23 protein-coding genes are annotated in these 15,654 nt (G+C 45.5%); 9 read left to right on the top strand and 14 right to left on the bottom strand.

The features are described 5' to 3' along the window. Positions 1-60 precede the first annotated feature (60 nt). The 6 genes from OGH69_RS00955 to OGH69_RS00930 all read right to left on the bottom strand — a co-directional run bounded on the left by OGH69_RS00955 (position 61) and on the right by OGH69_RS00930 (position 4,439). The gene (locus OGH69_RS00955; protein ID WP_265172558.1) at positions 61-549 is read right to left on the bottom strand and encodes a nuclear transport factor 2 family protein; all 489 of its coding nucleotides are present in this window, start codon (positions 547-549) and stop codon (positions 61-63) included. Positions 550-640: 91 nt separating this feature from the next. Beyond that, a complete protein-coding gene (locus OGH69_RS00950; protein WP_265172557.1) occupies positions 641-1,372 on the bottom strand; it encodes a head GIN domain-containing protein in 732 nt (243 codons plus the stop codon). 60 nt (positions 1,373-1,432) lie between these two features. Continuing rightward, positions 1,433-3,184, bottom strand: coding sequence for a PspC domain-containing protein (locus OGH69_RS00945; RefSeq protein ID WP_265172556.1), 1,752 nt, complete (start codon positions 3,182-3,184; stop codon positions 1,433-1,435). A gap of 3 nt (positions 3,185-3,187) precedes the next feature. Beyond that, positions 3,188-3,520 carry a PadR family transcriptional regulator gene (locus OGH69_RS00940; RefSeq protein WP_265172555.1) on the bottom strand — a complete coding sequence of 111 codons (333 nt, stop codon included), beginning with the start codon at positions 3,518-3,520 and terminating at the stop codon, positions 3,188-3,190. 86 nt (positions 3,521-3,606) lie between these two features. Beyond that, positions 3,607-3,987: a hypothetical protein gene (locus OGH69_RS00935; RefSeq protein WP_265172554.1), complete on the bottom strand. Its 381-nt coding sequence runs from the start codon at positions 3,985-3,987 to the stop codon at positions 3,607-3,609. After that, complete coding sequence (locus OGH69_RS00930) at positions 3,987-4,439, bottom strand: DUF4870 domain-containing protein (RefSeq protein WP_265172553.1); 453 nt, start codon at positions 4,437-4,439, stop codon at positions 3,987-3,989. The genes OGH69_RS00935 and OGH69_RS00930 overlap by 1 nt, the downstream gene beginning before the upstream one ends. A 146-nt stretch (positions 4,440-4,585) precedes the next feature. Between OGH69_RS00930 and OGH69_RS00925 the strand changes: the two genes are divergently transcribed. From OGH69_RS00925 to OGH69_RS00895, 7 genes are all read left to right on the top strand, one after another. Next, positions 4,586-5,038 carry a DUF4442 domain-containing protein gene (locus OGH69_RS00925; protein ID WP_265172552.1) on the top strand — a complete coding sequence of 151 codons (453 nt, stop codon included), beginning with the start codon at positions 4,586-4,588 and terminating at the stop codon, positions 5,036-5,038. A gap of 155 nt (positions 5,039-5,193) precedes the next feature. Beyond that, positions 5,194-6,330, top strand: a complete 1,137-nt coding sequence (locus OGH69_RS00920) for an ABC transporter substrate-binding protein (RefSeq protein ID WP_265172551.1) — start codon at positions 5,194-5,196, stop codon at positions 6,328-6,330. Further along, on the top strand, positions 6,330-7,364 hold the full coding sequence (locus tag OGH69_RS00915; protein WP_265172550.1) for an iron ABC transporter permease: 1,035 nt from the start codon (positions 6,330-6,332) through the stop codon (positions 7,362-7,364). Before OGH69_RS00920 ends, OGH69_RS00915 begins: the two co-directional genes overlap by 1 nt. Next, positions 7,364-8,158, top strand: a complete 795-nt coding sequence (locus OGH69_RS00910) for an ABC transporter ATP-binding protein (protein WP_265172549.1) — start codon at positions 7,364-7,366, stop codon at positions 8,156-8,158. The genes OGH69_RS00915 and OGH69_RS00910 overlap by 1 nt, the downstream gene beginning before the upstream one ends. 65 nt (positions 8,159-8,223) lie before the next feature. Then, positions 8,224-8,484, top strand: coding sequence for a hypothetical protein (locus OGH69_RS00905; protein WP_265172548.1), 261 nt, complete (start codon positions 8,224-8,226; stop codon positions 8,482-8,484). A gap of 1 nt (position 8,485) precedes the next feature. Further along, positions 8,486-8,989, top strand: coding sequence for a hypothetical protein (locus tag OGH69_RS00900; RefSeq protein WP_265172547.1), 504 nt, complete (start codon positions 8,486-8,488; stop codon positions 8,987-8,989). Positions 8,990-9,005: 16 nt separating this feature from the next. After that, positions 9,006-9,410, top strand: coding sequence for a hypothetical protein (locus tag OGH69_RS00895; RefSeq protein ID WP_265172546.1), 405 nt, complete (start codon positions 9,006-9,008; stop codon positions 9,408-9,410). 164 nt (positions 9,411-9,574) lie between these two features. Here the strand turns inward: OGH69_RS00895 and OGH69_RS00890 are convergent, their stop codons facing one another. After that, entirely contained in the window at positions 9,575-10,114 is a 540-nt protein-coding gene (locus tag OGH69_RS00890) for a YceI family protein (RefSeq protein ID WP_265172545.1), read from the bottom strand. A 275-nt stretch (positions 10,115-10,389) separates the two neighbouring features. On the opposite strand from OGH69_RS00890, the gene OGH69_RS00885 reads away from it, so the two are divergent. Both OGH69_RS00885 and OGH69_RS00880 read left to right on the top strand, forming a co-directional pair. After that, complete coding sequence (locus OGH69_RS00885) at positions 10,390-10,578, top strand: hypothetical protein (protein ID WP_265172544.1); 189 nt, start codon at positions 10,390-10,392, stop codon at positions 10,576-10,578. Between the two features lie 18 nt (positions 10,579-10,596). Further along, complete coding sequence (locus tag OGH69_RS00880; RefSeq protein WP_265172543.1) at positions 10,597-11,064, top strand: hypothetical protein; 468 nt, start codon at positions 10,597-10,599, stop codon at positions 11,062-11,064. 105 nt (positions 11,065-11,169) lie between these two features. On the opposite strand, the gene OGH69_RS18235 is transcribed toward OGH69_RS00880, so the two are convergent. The 7 genes from OGH69_RS18235 to OGH69_RS00850 form a co-directional block, all read right to left on the bottom strand. Next, a complete protein-coding gene (locus tag OGH69_RS18235; protein WP_372339324.1) occupies positions 11,170-11,244 on the bottom strand; it encodes a DUF6526 family protein in 75 nt (24 codons plus the stop codon). A 94-nt stretch (positions 11,245-11,338) separates the two neighbouring features. Continuing rightward, positions 11,339-11,797 carry a PepSY-like domain-containing protein gene (locus OGH69_RS00875; RefSeq protein ID WP_265172542.1) on the bottom strand — a complete coding sequence of 153 codons (459 nt, stop codon included), beginning with the start codon at positions 11,795-11,797 and terminating at the stop codon, positions 11,339-11,341. Between the two features lie 17 nt (positions 11,798-11,814). Next, positions 11,815-12,249, bottom strand: coding sequence for a PepSY-like domain-containing protein (locus OGH69_RS00870; RefSeq protein WP_265172541.1), 435 nt, complete (start codon positions 12,247-12,249; stop codon positions 11,815-11,817). Between the two features lie 68 nt (positions 12,250-12,317). Beyond that, a complete protein-coding gene (locus OGH69_RS00865; protein WP_265172540.1) occupies positions 12,318-13,586 on the bottom strand; it encodes a sensor histidine kinase in 1,269 nt (422 codons plus the stop codon). Beyond that, positions 13,586-14,257 (bottom strand): response regulator transcription factor, encoded by a 672-nt coding sequence (locus OGH69_RS00860; RefSeq protein WP_265172539.1) that lies wholly within the window; start codon positions 14,255-14,257, stop codon positions 13,586-13,588. Before OGH69_RS00860 ends, OGH69_RS00865 begins: the two co-directional genes overlap by 1 nt. Positions 14,258-14,337: 80 nt before the next feature. Then, positions 14,338-14,766, bottom strand: coding sequence for a PepSY-like domain-containing protein (locus OGH69_RS00855; protein ID WP_265172538.1), 429 nt, complete (start codon positions 14,764-14,766; stop codon positions 14,338-14,340). Positions 14,767-15,100: 334 nt separating this feature from the next. Then, entirely contained in the window at positions 15,101-15,580 is a 480-nt protein-coding gene (locus OGH69_RS00850; protein ID WP_265172537.1) for a transposase, read from the bottom strand. Positions 15,581-15,654: the final 74 nt, after the last annotated feature.

Raw genomic sequence — 15,654 nt, 5'->3', positions numbered from 1 at the left:
CTGAAAAACCCTCCCCAAATGGCAATATGGGGAGGGTTTCAAGTATAAAAAATCAGAAGTTTATTTTGCCGGCCCGTGGTCGTAGCTCAATATGCGGGCTATCTTCCACTTACCGTCCTTCAGCAGGAATACGTGGGTAAATTTGGCCTGTCCGGTAAGTTCTTCCTTGTCATTCTCGGTGACGTAGAACCTGTGCTCACCTGTAAGTATCGCGCCATAGCCTTCCAGCGGGTACACTTTTAAAGTCCCCGGTACAGCCTCGCGTCGAATTTTCCAGCCGGGCCTGCTGCACAGGTTCTGTTTGGTTCGGGCTATCATTTCGTCGCGGGTATTGGTCATGCCACCTTTGTCGTGGTAAAATTCCAGGTCTTCAGTAAAAAATTCCTTCATAGCCTCAGTGTTGCAGGTGTTGTAGGCATCAAAAACTTCTTTGTCGAATGCAAGGATCTTGATTTCGAGATCCTTTTGATTTGCAGGGTAGGCAGGGTCTTTTTGGCTGTAGCCAATGGCCGAAAGGCATAGCAGGGCGGCCAGGAATAGTTGTTTCATGGTTCGTGATTTGATTGATGATTGATAAGTTGGCATTCACTTCACGTCGTAACCTACCTATGGTTACGAAGATGATGGAATGCGGATGAATCTATTCCTGCCCTACCGAGCCGCCTGACGAGGATTTCTTGCTCAGGCTTGATGGGGTAGATACATAGTTGATGCTTGCCCCACTGGAGGCATTTGCGTCGAGGTCGTCTGTGGCATTTACAACAGTGGTGCTGCCACTTGATGCTTCTGCCTTAACTTCTTTTGCCGTAAGCCCCCTTGCATTGAGTGTACTGCCACTACCTGAATCGGTTGTAAGGTTCTCGGTGCGGCCGGTAACTATAAGGCTGCTGCCGCTGCCTGATTCTACAGTAGCATTTTTAGCTTCAATGGCAACCGTAAGGGTACTGCCACTACCTGACGAAAGCAGTATAGAATCTGCTTTTAGAGTGTTTCTGCTGCTGACGGTGCATCCGCTACCCGATTCGATACTTTCAACTTTAGGCAGCCTCACGATGACTTTTTTTGCCGTAGCATTGCCAATATTAACATCGGCTTTTATTTCCAGTTCATCGCCCTTTACTTCGGTAATAATATGTTCGTGCAGGTTTTGGTCTGCCTCAATAGTTACCATGTAGCCGTTCCCCTGCTCAATTATCACTTCCAGTCCATTTCCTGCAGACACTTTAGTAAAATCACCTGTCAGCTTACGTTCTTTCGTCACTACGTTGCCGTCGCCGTCAACTCGTTTAAAGTCGAAGCCGCACGACAAGAACATCAGTGATGTGATGACTACTATTATTGCCTTGGTTATGTGCAAAATAACTTTGATCATGATTGGTTGGTTTTATGGTTGTTTTATAAACCGCACGGTTATAATAACCGTGCGGCATTTTTAATTTCTCTTGGTTTCGGTCTCAATCTGCAGGCCATTCTCGTCAGCCTTCATTTTTACCTTCACGTTTTCGCGGCTGCCCTGTGAGTCTGCCTCAATATTTATTGAGTCAGGATCAGTAGTTGATTCAATGTACACAGCGTCCGGTTCAACCACATCCTCAACACAGGTAAGGCATTCCAGCTTATCTTCCAAGAGGTGGTACATCTGGTCTTTGTCGCTCCACTCAACCGAAAGGTCTGAATAGTCGGAACGGATATAATCCCTCATATTCTTATCAACCTCAAGCATACTGTTCGAAGGCAGGTATACGTAGACCTTTACGCGCTGCATCCTGAATTTGTTTTCAAGGTTAGTGAGAAGATAATTGTCTAAAGTTAAGGTATTTCCTTTTAACTCGAAATTATAATTTATTTTTTCTGCCCTTTTCCTCGCTTCCGACGGTGAGCTGCCTTCCGCGAGCTTTTCTACCTCCACAAATACCTTCTCTTTGTCGGTTTTGATGAAATGCACCTCCACGTTTGTAGAATAGATCACGTCGTTATCTGTCGAGTCCTGTGTAATCCTGAAATCCCTGCGATCATCCACTGACTTGGAATATAATGTATTATAATTCATTTTTACCTTAAGTATGAAATCATCTTCCGGTAAATTTACCTTTAGCTCTTTGACAACCTTACCTTCATAGGCAATTTCGGTCGCATGCCTGATGCCGAGGTATATGGATACAGACAATGCCAAAATCCAAAGGGCAAGTAGCGTATATTTTGTAACATTGCCTATGGGCTTAAGGTTTTCCACCATGATTTTGAGGCCCAAAAGAAACAGGAAGAATACCGGTATACCGAAAGTGAACAACATTAGCAGGCCTATAACCCAAAAAGGCGTATCGGTATAATTGAAAATGTCGTGAGCGGTCAGCCATGGGGTGTTGATAAGTGCCGAAGTGAACAGCGTGGTTATAAAAAACACTACCAGGCCACCCAGCGTAAGCGCAGAGAAGATGGTAATTATCGCCCCAATAACTTTCGCAATGCCTTTGAATATGGCCATAAATACGGCAGCGATCCCATTCCCTACCTTTTCGGCACCAGAACCCACGTTAGCCCCGAATTTTTCATAATCCATCGACTTGAGTCGTTCGCCAAACTGGTCTATTTCCGCCTTTACTTTTTTTTCGATGTTCGAAATATTGATGGGCTCGCCTGTCATTTCCAGCTTTTCTGTAGTAGTTATAGCTTTCGGGATAAGTATCCAGAGCAATATGTACACAAAAAGGCTTGCAGAGAAGGTAATGAACAACGACAATACAAAGATGATCCTGATCCAAAGCGGGTCGATCCTGAAGTAGTGCGCTATGCCACCACATACGCCTCCCACAATAGAACGGTCGCCGTCCCTGTAAAACTTTTTGGTCTTGTAATTGTAGTTATAGTTGGGATTATAACCTGAATAATTAGTACTGCTGCCTGCCTTTTCGCCCGACTCGTCGTCGATCCTGTAATCTTCAGGCTGGCCCATTACGGCAATGATATCCTCCACTTCGCGAAGGCTCACTACACGGTTATCGCTTTTAAGCTTTTCAGTCAAAAGCTCGGCAATGCGTCCTTCAATGTCGCTCATGATCTCGTCCCTTCCATCGGCAGAAAGAGAGCGGCGTATGGCGTCGAAGTAGTGATTCAGCTTCTGATAGGCATCTTCATCGATGTGGAAGAAAAGGCCTCCTAAATTTATACTTACTGTTTTGTTCATGACTTATGCTTTTTGACTGGTTATGATATTTACTGCGTCGGATAGTTCCGTCCACGTGACGTTTAGTTCTTTTAAAAATTCGTGCCCCTCATCGGTCAGGCCGTAGTATTTGCGTGGCGGCCCCGATGTTGATTCCTCCCAGCGGTAGCTAAGGAGGCCGTCGTTCTTTAATCGCGTAAGCAGCGGGTATACGGTACCTTCCACTACAAGCAGCCTTGCGCTCTTGAGGGTGTCAAGGATTTCTGATGTGTAGGCGTCCTTTTGCTTAAGCACGCACAGGATACAGAATTCCAAAACCCCTTTTCGCATCTGTGCCTTGGTATTCTCAATGTTCATAAGCTTTCATGTTTGATGATTAAACTGTCCATTTTTTGATTGATGATTGATTGATGATGATTGAATTATAATTGGTCGGCTGATTCTTATTCGTAGCGTTCCTGAAGATCCTGCATACGCCCTATGGCATCTTCCAGCAGGTCCCTGCCTTTTTCGCTTTCCGGGGCTACCTTCTCCCCTTTTTCATAAATGGATATTTCCGGCGCATTGCCCTTACCCTTACGCACTTCTATTTCTATGTCATTGTACGAATAGTTAGCATAACCGCCTTCGGGAACCCCGGTTATCTGCACACCGTCTTCGCTATAGTCAAAATTACCTCTCATTTCAAGCGAGTAATTAGTAAAAGGCGTTTTCTCGCTTGTCTTGCGCATAATATTGCCTTTGTCGTCATTCTCCTGCTCATACCGTGAGTTGCAGGAAAAAAATGCAATTGCAAGCGCCATTAATACTGCTATCCTTTTCATTATTTTATAAAATTAATGGTTAACGGATATCTATAATTCTCTCCGTTGCTGTTTTTTACCGCGGCGTAAATGATAAGGAAAAACTCGGCCACTTTTAGTAGTAAAAAAATGAAAGCCGCAACAGCACCTATGATGACAAGCCCTGTAACCCTCCCTGCCGATAGCTCCTCCAACACCCAGTCGCCGTCGTTAACCATTTTAAAGCTCACGTCGCTGAACAAAGTATAGATGAAAATAGGCACCGCGATGATACCCAAAACCAGCGAGTACATCAAAAGGCTAAGCTGGAAGTTGATGGCCTGCTTACCATTCTCATCTACAAATTTAGATTCATGCTTCTTAATGCTCCATATCAGCGTCGGGAAAATGAAGTTGCCCAAAGGGAAAATATATTGCGACAATGCGCTGAGCTGCAACAGTACTGATGTATTTTTACTACTTGTGGTTTCCATAGTATATGCTTATATCAATTAATATCCTATGCAAATATATGGCTATCGTCAGGTATTATGCAATACAAAGTACTAATATTTAACAAAATATTAACATTTATTAAATTCGATAATTATCTGTATTTTAGCAAAAAATACAGTAAAATATGGAATTCACGCCCTCTAAGCTCAATACCTTCCTTTTCTTCAAGCTGCCTTCCGCATTTTGGAGCGGGGTGCGCGTAAAGGAAATTTCGCCCACTCTTTGCATTGCTGCGGTAAAGCACAGGTGGTTCAACCAAAATCCTTTTAACTCCATGTATTTTGCCGTGCAGGCCATGGCAGCGGAGCTTACCACAGGCGCATTAGTGATGTACCACATAAAGAAAAGCGGCAAGAAAATATCGATGCTCGTAGCCAACAACAAAGGCAATTTTTCCAAGAAAGCCACGGGCAGGATTACCTTTACCTGCAACGACGGCCACCTGATAGACCAAGCCATACAAACGGCTATAGCAACCGGCGAAGGGCAAACCTTCTGGATGAAATCCATTGGGACAGACCAAAAAGGCGATCAGGTTTCTGAAATGGAGTTTGAATGGAGCATCAAAGTGAAGTAGTTTTTAAGCACAAATCACACAAACTTCAAAAATTGCATTACATTATACCGGAAAGACGCAATTGTTATCTTTTATTGACCAATCTAATTAGTGAAATTGTGTAATTCGTGGTTAAAAATAAATTATCCCATAAATTTGCGGGAACATACACATTCATGAAAAAAATACTCTGCATACTGTTCATTGCCGTGGCTTTTACCGGATGTAAGCAGGAACCGACAGTCCTCAAATCAGCCTCAACAATTGTCAGTAATTCGATAAAGCATGCAAAAGGCCTGGAAATTTATCGCTATGGAGGCTATACACTCGTTATGGTCACCAACCCATGGCCGGACTCGAAAGAGGTTTTTACTTATGTGATGCAAAAGAAAAAAAATGCGGTGATACCTGATAAGTTCAAAAAGTTTCCAATAATTCAGGTACCGCTTAAAACCATAGTGGTAACCTCAACTACCCACATCCCGTCGCTTGAAATGCTTGGTGCGGAAAACACACTGATAGGCTTTCCCGACATGAATTTCATTTCTTCCGAAAAGACAAGGGCACGCATAGATGCGGGAATGGTAAAGGAAGTTGGTAAAAATGAGCAGCTTAATACCGAAGTACTGCTCGACCTCAACCCCGATGCATTGGTAGGGTTCAGTATCAGTAGCCATAACAAGACCATGGATAACCTGGTGCAAAGCGGCATGAAAGTGCTGTATAACGGCGACTGGAACGAACAATCGCCGCTGGGGAAGGCCGAATGGATCAAATTTTTCGGTGCGCTGTATGATCAGGAAGCGAAAGCCGATGAGCTGTTTGCCAAAATTGAAAAAGAATATAATGATGCGCTGGCACTGGCACAAAAAGCCAAAGCAAAACCCACCGTGCTTTGCGGTGCCATTTACCAAAACCAATGGTACATGCCCCAGGGCGGCAGCTGGGGGGCATTATTCCTGAAAGATGCGGGTGCCGATTACCTTTGGGCAGGTTCCGAAGGAACGGGCAGCCTCAGTCTTTCGCTGGAAACAGTGCTGGACAGGGCGGAGAATGCCGACTTCTGGATTGGCCCGAGCCAGTACACCTCCCTAAAGGACATGACCGATGCCAACCCGCACTATACGCAGTTCAAATCGTTCAAGGACAAGCAGGTGTATTCTTCCTCCAATAAAAAAGGAAAGACAGGCGGGCTCATCTACTATGAACTCGCCAATAACCGTCCTGACCTGGTGCTGAAGGACCTTATTGCCATACTACATCCGGAGCTGCTGCCAGGGTATCAACTCCAATTCTTCGAGCGACTGAAATAATGCGGAACAAAAAGCGGAACATAGCTGTTTTTACCCTGCTTGGCTTTGCCCTGGCCTTCCTCTTTTTGGCCAATATCAGTCTGGGCGCGGTAAAAATACCCTTAGGCGAAGTGTTTGAAACCCTTACCGGCGGCAATGCCTCCAAACCTGCATGGGACTATATCATACTGAACTACCGCTTCCCTAAAGCCGTTACGGCGCTGCTTACAGGTATGGGATTGTCCGTCAGCGGGCTACTGATGCAGACGCTTTTCCGCAACCCGCTCGCAGGCCCGGATGTGTTGGGGCTGTCCTCCGGTGCGGGTTTGGGTGTTGCATTTGTCATCCTCGGTTCGGGGCTATTGCCGGGTGTGTTGGCAGGTTTTTTCCTTTCGGCCTACGGCGTAGTGCTTGCAGCAACACTGGGCAGCTTTCTTGTCCTCATGGCCATACTGGTGGTGGCACAGCGCCTTCGCGACACCATGGCCATCCTCATTATCGGCCTGATGTTCTCGAGTTTTGCAGGCGCTATTGTTGGCGTACTCACCTACTTCAGCAGCGCTGAACAACTTCAAAAATATACATTTTGGGCACTGGGAAGCCTTGGCAACCTACCCTGGAGCACCATCCTGATAATGGGAGTAATTGTATTGACCGGACTTATGCTGTCTGCTGCCTGCATCAAGCCCCTTGATGCTTTATTACTGGGCGAACGCTATGCCAAAAGCCTTGGCATCAATTTTAAACGGACGCGCTTTATAATCATACTGGCAGCTAGCCTATTAACCGGATGCATCACCGCATTTGCCGGGCCAATAGCCTTTATTGGCCTGGTCGTGCCGCATATTGCCAAGCTTGCTTTTCGCACCAGCAGCCATTTGGTGCTGTTTTGGGCCTCACTGCTGACAGGCGCAATAATATTGCTCATTTGCGATACTTTTACCCAACTGCCCGGCAGCGAAAACGTACTGCCTATAAATGCCATAACATCCATCATTGGCGCACCTATAGTAATATGGCTGCTGATGCGCAAACAGAAAGGAGTATTCAGCTGATGGAAAACAGGAAAAACATCTTGGTAACAGAAAACCTCGGCATAGGTTATTCAGGTAAAAACAGCGCAATTATCGCCCGGGATATCAATATGTCTTTAAAAGCAGGCAGCCTTAATGCACTCATCGGGGCGAACGGCATCGGGAAATCAACCTTGTTGCGTACGCTCACAGGCATACAGCCACCCCTTTCCGGAACTGTTTTGCTCAATGGCAAAAGCCTTCCCTCCTATCCTGCAAAAGAACTGGCACAACACCTCAGCATTGTGCTGACGGAAAGCCTGCCGCCCAGCAACCTTACCGTGTTTGAGCTCGTGGCCCTGGGCAGGCAGCCCTATACCAACTGGCTGGGGTCGCTTTCCGGTGAAGATCTCGCACAGGTGGAAAAGGCGCTTCAGCTTACACAGATAGGCCACCTTTCCCACAGGAGGCATCACGAGATAAGCGACGGCCAGCTGCAAAAAGTTTTGATAGCACGTGCGCTGGCACAGGATACACCGCTCATCATCCTCGACGAGCCTACCACCCACCTCGACCTGCTGCATAAAGCCAACCTCTTGCGCCTGCTGAAAAAACTGGCCGCTGAAGCCGGAAAATGCATCCTTTACTCTACCCACGACCTTGACCTGGCATTGCAAATGAGTGATGAAATCATTGTGATGAACGGCAGGAAAACCATTCAGGGTACGCCGCAACACCTCGTTAGCCAAAAAACATTCGATACGCTGTTCGATGATCCGGACATCATTTTTGATCCGGATAAAGGCAGGTTCATCATCCGGGATGAGAACGTTTAACATAAGCTAAACACTTATCGGTTGGGGATTTGTTAAATTTACGTATTAACTTAAATACAAAAATCATGGCAAGTCAATTTACCGTAACCTATCCGGGCGATAAATCCCAATTACTCAACAAGATAAAAAATACTGTCGGCGACAAGGGTAAGGTAGCAGGCGATGAGCAACAAGGCAGCTTTGAGGGCGATACCCCCGTGGGCAGCTTTGCCGGAAATTATACCATAGAAGGGGACAGTATCAACGTTACCATTACCAAGAAGCCGTTTCTGGTTTCTACAGGCATGATTAAGGATGAGTTTGAAAAAGCCCTTAAAAAAGCCTGATATGTACCGCCTGGTATTTTTATTCCTTTCGGTGTCCGCACTGGCTCAGCCACCTAAGATGGAACTGGAGCCTTATGGCTTTGATCCCATAGAGGTTTCTATTCCCGCAACGCCAAATGACAAACTGATCGAGATAACCACAGCATGGGCACAGGAATTCAATCGGAAGGAAAGCGGTGCCGATGTCACAGAGGTCACCACAAACTCACTGACCATCAGCGCATATAAGAGGAATGGTTTTTTTTACCGTGACAGGGGAGAAACGCATAGTCACCGGATACACTACAGCATGAAGATAACATTTTATGAAAATCGTTATACCGTGGCCTTTGCGACAGATGACATTTATAGCGATGGAGATAAACTCATTACTTATAAAATACCGGATTACTTCACACCGGAAGGAAAACTGAAGGATGGGTATACCGACCTGAAGCCGTCATTGGAACGAACGGTAAACGACATTGTAACATCGCACTATAACTTCATCATCAATTTCAGATAACCTAAAAATAATTGCCATGAATAACGGAGGAACAGACGACCCAAAAGACCTGGGCTCAAAAAAAATGAACAACCAGGAGAAAAAAAGCGACAGGAACGAAGGGTTTAGCGGTGATAACCTGCCGAATAACTACGACCCTTCGGCCGACAAGCTGAAGATGGAGCTTGAAAAGAACAAAGAAGGCAGTACAGAAACTGTGCAGCGTGCCCGCGATGTAGACGAAAAACAAGCGACACCTGTGAGCGATAATGATAAAACCACCAGTGATGACGGAAGAGTGGTTGACAAGAGCCGCGGCACTGCCAACGAAGCAGAAGATGTAGAAACTGCCGAGAACCGTGATTTCAATTCTGATACGGAAAAAGGCCGTGTGCAGGCCGGCAACGACAAACACAGGGGCAATACCCATGTGGGGGAATAATTTTAATTAGGTACGAATACACCTTAGTACCGTCACTGCGAGGAGGAACGACGAAGCATTCTTTCAGTATAACTCCAATTGCAAATCAAGGACGATTGCTTCCTCGTTTCTCCTCGTAATTGACCTGACGGAAAACGAGAATTATCCAATCACGGCAAAAACCTTTACTCAGGATCGTTAGTAAACTGGATGTTGGCATGCAGCCTGATGTCCTCTCCCAATACCACCCCTCTGGCTTCGGTAACATCGGCCGAATGGATATCAAAATCATTGCGGTTGATTACACCATTGATTTCAAATCCCGCACGGTCAATGCCAAATCCATCCTTCGCCTCACCGCCAAAAAGCACATCCAGCACGACTTCCCTGGTAATTCCTTTTATGGTAAGCTGCCCTGTCAATTTGTGGTCATCACCTTTTACATGGATAAACGATGTCGATCTAAATTCAATTTTCGGGAAGGCATCCGCATTGAAGAAATCGGGCGACTTTAAATGTTCGTCCCTGTCACGATTATTGGTATCAATGCTGTATACATCTGCTTCAAGCGTAAAAACAGCATTATTGAAATCGTCGTGTTGGGGCGTTACCATCGTCCCGGAAAATATCCTGAATTTACCGGTTATCGTGGAAATTACAAGGTGCCTTATTTTAAATTCCAGTTCAGAGTGAGCAAGGTCTATTGTCCAGTTTTTGGTTGCCATGGTTTTTTGTGATTTGTTTTATTCAGTATTCACTTATTAAGCTCTCACTAAATTAGTTACTCAACACTATTTTTTCATTATGTTTTGAGTGAATTGTTTGTTAAACTTTTCAATGGCTGCACTACAGCATTCCTTTGGACATCCTGCAAACACAGGGCGTTGATGACTTTAAAAATTCTTATGCCAGTGTTTTCGCACCAATGCGGTGTTAATTGGCAGTGACCTTCCGCAAGTGTATGGCGAACTTTGTATTATAACCTCAAAACAATAACGCCATGGCATCAGATAAGCAAACACCGGCACCTAAATCATCCAGCGGGACACCCCTGCACAAACAAGACTCCGGGGAGTTGAAAGGCAATTTTTCCGAAGCGGAAAAGGGTGCTGCCAAAAAGGAATCGGCAACCAAAACTCCGCAAAAGATCCAGGACGGTGACACGGCAGAACATAAACGTGAATATTAACATCCAAACTATAACACTATGCAAACAGACAACAACGGTAACCGCGACCGGGAGTGGCGCGATGACCAAAACCGCGACAGGAACCAAAATACCGGTAACCTTGGACAAAACGAGCCGCAACGCATGAGTGGCCGCGAAAATGAAAGCTGGCGCGACAGCGAAGATGAGGCCCGCAACATGAGGAGCGATAATGACGACACCCGTTGGGAAAGGGATAATCGAAGCAGCGACGAAAGACAGGATATGGACTCCAGGACCTTCAACGAAAATGAAGACAGCTGGAAAGAAGAGCAGCGAATGGGCGGATCCAACCGCAGCACAGACGGCAACGACTGGGACCAGAATGACCAAATGCAGCGCGGCAGCGGCCGTGGCTTCCACGACGAAGAAAGGCGCGATGCGTCATCAAGCGACTATTATGAAGATGACCGCCAGGACAGGGACACCCGCAACAGCGGCCGCAGTAATAACGGCGACGATTTTTAAGGGTCAGAGGTAAGAAATCATTTCATGAATTCCGAACCTGATCTTATAAGGAGAGGGATAGCATTTTGTGCTGTCCCTCTTTTGTTTTAGTAATTTAGAAAGCAACTATACCCTCCTTTTATCTGCTTTCCAGTTTTGAATTGATTTTTTGATCGCATCCGCCGAAAGGTTTTCGGAAATGGCTTTTTGTCTGTCGTAATGCGTAAATATACTTTGATTACGTCTTACAATAAAAACGCCGCAATTGCGGCGCTCTCCATTAAAAATTTAATCTTTACCTGTCGATCCTTATAAACTGACCATTGGTATTGAACACAAGTTCAACATCATTGGAGAGTTCCACATCATAGCCGTGCCTCTCAATCCCGATGTTCGTTACCGACTGTGAGGCATAATTGGCAGTAACATATTGCGATATCGAAGCCGGCACTATAGCGGCAGGGATAGCCTGGTGATTGCCATCGATATCCGTCCACGCACCCTGTGCTGTAAAATCGATCTCGAACCCGTTGGACAGCTGAACATCGTAAATCGAGCCATCGCTGTCGGCCCTCGACTGCTTTTCAACCCTCGTGTATGTTGCCCCGGGGAAGTGTGTTTCCACAAAACTGCGTGCTGCCTGCGGAAGGTCCGTCGCCTGGATTATGGTGTCGGTGCCGTTGTTATCATCATCATTGCATGCTGCGCCCATCAGGCTGATTGCCGCCAGGGCAATAAAAAACATCTTTTTCATAATAGTCATTTTTATAGTTATTTATCGATTCTTAAAAATTTTCCCGAATTGTTGTATTCCAAAGTAGTGCCGTTCATCAGGGCGACTTTATAGCCCCAGCTTTTTTTAACTGCGTGTATCACGATTTGCGAATTGAAATTGCCTGCAATATGGCTTACTACTTCCCTTGGCAACACTGTTTTTGGGAGTGCATGGTAATTCCCGTTGATGCCTTTCCAGTTGCCGTTACTATCAAATTCCACGATTGTACCATCGGAAAGCGTTACGTGGTAGTCACGGCCATTTGTCTTTCCGGCTTGGATTTGGCTTACCGTATGCACAGTAAAATGTTTTTTCAGGAAGTCAAGTGCCGGTTCGGGAAGGTGTGGGTCGGGTGTGGTTTTGGCATTTGCCAAAAAGCCGAAAAATAGAGCCAACACCAATGTTTTGGAAAAATTCAGTTTCGTTTTCATGTCTCATTATTTTCAGGTTACAGGACAAATCTCCAACCTGAATCTGGAAACAATTGGGAAAACGAAAATTATTTCGGGAAAGTGACTGTAAAGATATGGCTGCCGTCGAACGAGTACGCCACTTTCAGCCTGTATGTTGCAATGATAGAACTTACAATGGAAAGTCCCAGGCCTATGGATTGCTCATTTTCGGGATTGTGCGTAAACCTTTTAAAGATATGGGCAGCGTCAAGGGCAACGGTGCTCCCTGTATTTTTAATGACAAGGCTGTCGGAGGTTACTTTTATAACAACACTGCCACCATTGGTATTGTGCACGATGGCATTCTTAACCAGGTTGCTGACCAATGTAACCGCAAGCCCTTTGTTCATGAGAAAATACAGCTGCCCGTGGTCTTCAACCGTTATTGAAATGTTTTTGTACTCTGCCAGGTCTGAATAATCTTCAGCCAGTTGTTTTACGATCTGGTTGAAGTCGACGGCATCCTCCCCGGCAAACTGCCTGTTCTCGATTTTCGACAGCATCAGCAGCGATTTGTTGAGGCGTACCAGCCGTTGCAGGGTGTCGCTTATCTTGCCGAGTTCCATCATCTGCTCTTCGGGCAGCTGGTTGTTCTCTGCAAAGAGTTCCAGTCTGTTCAGGCTGATGGCCAGTGGGGTTTGCAGCTCGTGTGCGGCATTTTCTATGAACTGTTTCTGGCTGGCGTAAATCTCCTCGTTGCGGCGCAGCATCTCTTCGAGTTCCCGGCCTAAGGTCTTGAATTCATCCACAGTCGATGCAGGCGCTATAAATCCGGTTCCCGTTCCCAATTTATACAGCCGCAGCTTGTCGAGCGTGGCGTAGAACGATTTCCACACCTTGCGCAAGATAATGTGGTTGATGGCCGCAATGCTGATAACGAGCATGGCATATAAAGCTATAAGCGCTGTCATCAGGTCTTCCATCAGTTCATCCTCTTCAACCATTGAAGCGCGAATGGTCAGGAGGTGCGGATTGCCCTCCGGATCATTGAAAACAGTTTTCAGCAAACGTACCGGCTGGTCCTCGTTATCATATTCGGAGAATTCAAAAGTGCTTTCAAATTTTTCTGAGGGATCATGTTGTCCTTTTGGCAACGGCACTATCTTAAATTGGTTGATGCCAAACTCAGGGGTGTCTAAAATGCGTTTGTCCGCATAGGCCTGCCTTATGATGAGTATCTTTGAGTTTTTGAGCCCGTCATCAATGTTGTCATATACCTCGTCCAGGATTACCACATAAAAAAGGCTGGCCCACAGGGCAATGACGCCCAAAAGGGCCACAATGAGGTAACGGAGCGTATAATTGCGCAACTTCATCAGGTCATTTTATATCCCATGCCATATACTGCCTGGATGTCGGCTTCGGCACCGGCATCCTTCAGTTTTTTGCGGAGGTTCTTTATTTGTGAATATACGAAATCCAGGCTGTCAGACTGGTCGGTGTAGTCTCCCCATACCGATTCGGCCAGGGCCGTTTTGTTGATGAGCCGGTTGGGATTGATCATGAAATAATACAAAAGGTCGAATTCTTTCCTGTTGAGTACCAGCGGTGAATTGCCAACAGCAACCGACCGTTGTTCAGGAATGAGCTTCAGGTTGTTCCACGCTATGGCAGTGTCGCCATCCTGGTTTTTTCGCCTTATGGCCGACTTGATGCGGGCGTGCAGCTCAGCAAGGTGGAAGGGTTTGGCAAGGTAATCATCAGCGCCCAGGTCCAGCCCGGCTACTTTATCATCAACTGAATCTTTGGCCGAAATGATGATCACGGCTTCCTTTTTGCGCATGGCCTTCAGTTCTCGGACTAAATTAAGTCCGGTACCGTTGGGCAGCATGATGTCGATGAGGACGCAGTCGTAATCATAGGCCCCTATTTTCTCAAGGCCCGAAATGTAATCGTGCGCTGTTTCCACAATGTATTTTTCCTTTTCAAGCGATTCGCGTATCACTTCCCGCAAACCCTGCTCATCTTCTACGATAAGGATCTTCATGCATTTTGCTTTAGCGTATATCAAATATACTGATTAACGGCGCAAGTACGCTTTACATTCTGGAAACAATTTGGAATGCATCAGTCTACCTTTACAAATACGCCACGGGCATTGAATTTCAAATCCATCCCGTTGCCCAATGTCACCTCATACTCCGAATCCTCGAGTTCAATGCCGGTTATGGGCTGGCCGGGGTAAGTTTGCTTTACATAATCCAGAATCTGCGGCTGCAAAAAAGTATAAGGTATGGCCTTGCACTTGCCATCGACATCTTTCCAGCGCCCGGCTTCGGTAAATTCGATTTCGGTATTGTCATTCAGCACTACATCATAAGTCACTTTCCTGTTCGCTACTTCCTTAATGGCATGATGAAACCCGCTTTTAAAATGGTCTTTCAGAAAAGTCCTGGCTTCGGCCGGAAGGTCTTTTTCCAAAACAGGCACCTCCTGTGCGTAAAATGTAATGGTAAACGAAAAGGCCGCAACCGCATAAAGTAATTTCGTTCTCATGGCTTTAGTTTTTTTAGTTTTACTAAAGTTACGAAAGGGTATGGCGGGATGCGAGGGAATTAGGATATATTTAATTGCTTCAATAATGTTATGGTAATATTTATTAGAGACGTTGCAGTGCAACGTCTCTACCCGGTATCTAATTATCAAACGTCAATATAAATGATTACGTTGTAGAGCCGTTGCATTGCAACGGCTCGCGGATTACGGTAACTAATCAAAATAAATGTTAGACGTTGCAGTGCAACGTCTCTACCCTAACTCTTTGTTATAAAACGTATATACAAAATAATTACGCTGTAGAGCAGTTGCACTGCAACGGCTCATATAAACATCACATATAAAATTTATCCTCTTTCCAGTTTTTAGGATTATTGAGCATATAATTCCTGATAGTAAAATACGCGTCATTATTGCGGATAATATGGTCATGGTACCGGGCCTGCCAGCCAAAATCAGGATCAATATTACGTGCATGTTTGGTAACAGCGGATTTATAGGAACGTATTATTGTCGACAGTGAGCCGGCCTTCGGGGATATCGACCGCATATATTCATTAACTCCGCTTGTAGAAGTGTTGCGCTGCAACGTCTCAGGAATATACAGGAAAATATCTTCATCATCATCCCGGCATGCAGTAACCGAAATGTTTTCTGCAAAAGATGAGGTATGGTTTAGGACAACAATTGCATGTACATGATTCGGCATGACGATACAGCAATCTGTTTTTACATAGTCAAAATGGGAATGGATATGTATAAGGAATTCCAGAGCAATTTTTCCAATATCAGAAAGCTCCATTTCACTGTCCATTATTTGTCCGAAATGACATTCTTTATGAGCTGTACAAATGGTGATAAAATATTTAGCGTTATCAGAATAGTCCC

Source organism: Flavobacterium sp. MFBS3-15 (assembly GCF_026107645.2).
GTDB lineage: Bacteria > Bacteroidota > Bacteroidia > Flavobacteriales > Flavobacteriaceae > Flavobacterium.
This window is presented reverse-complemented; position numbering and strand designations above follow the sequence as displayed.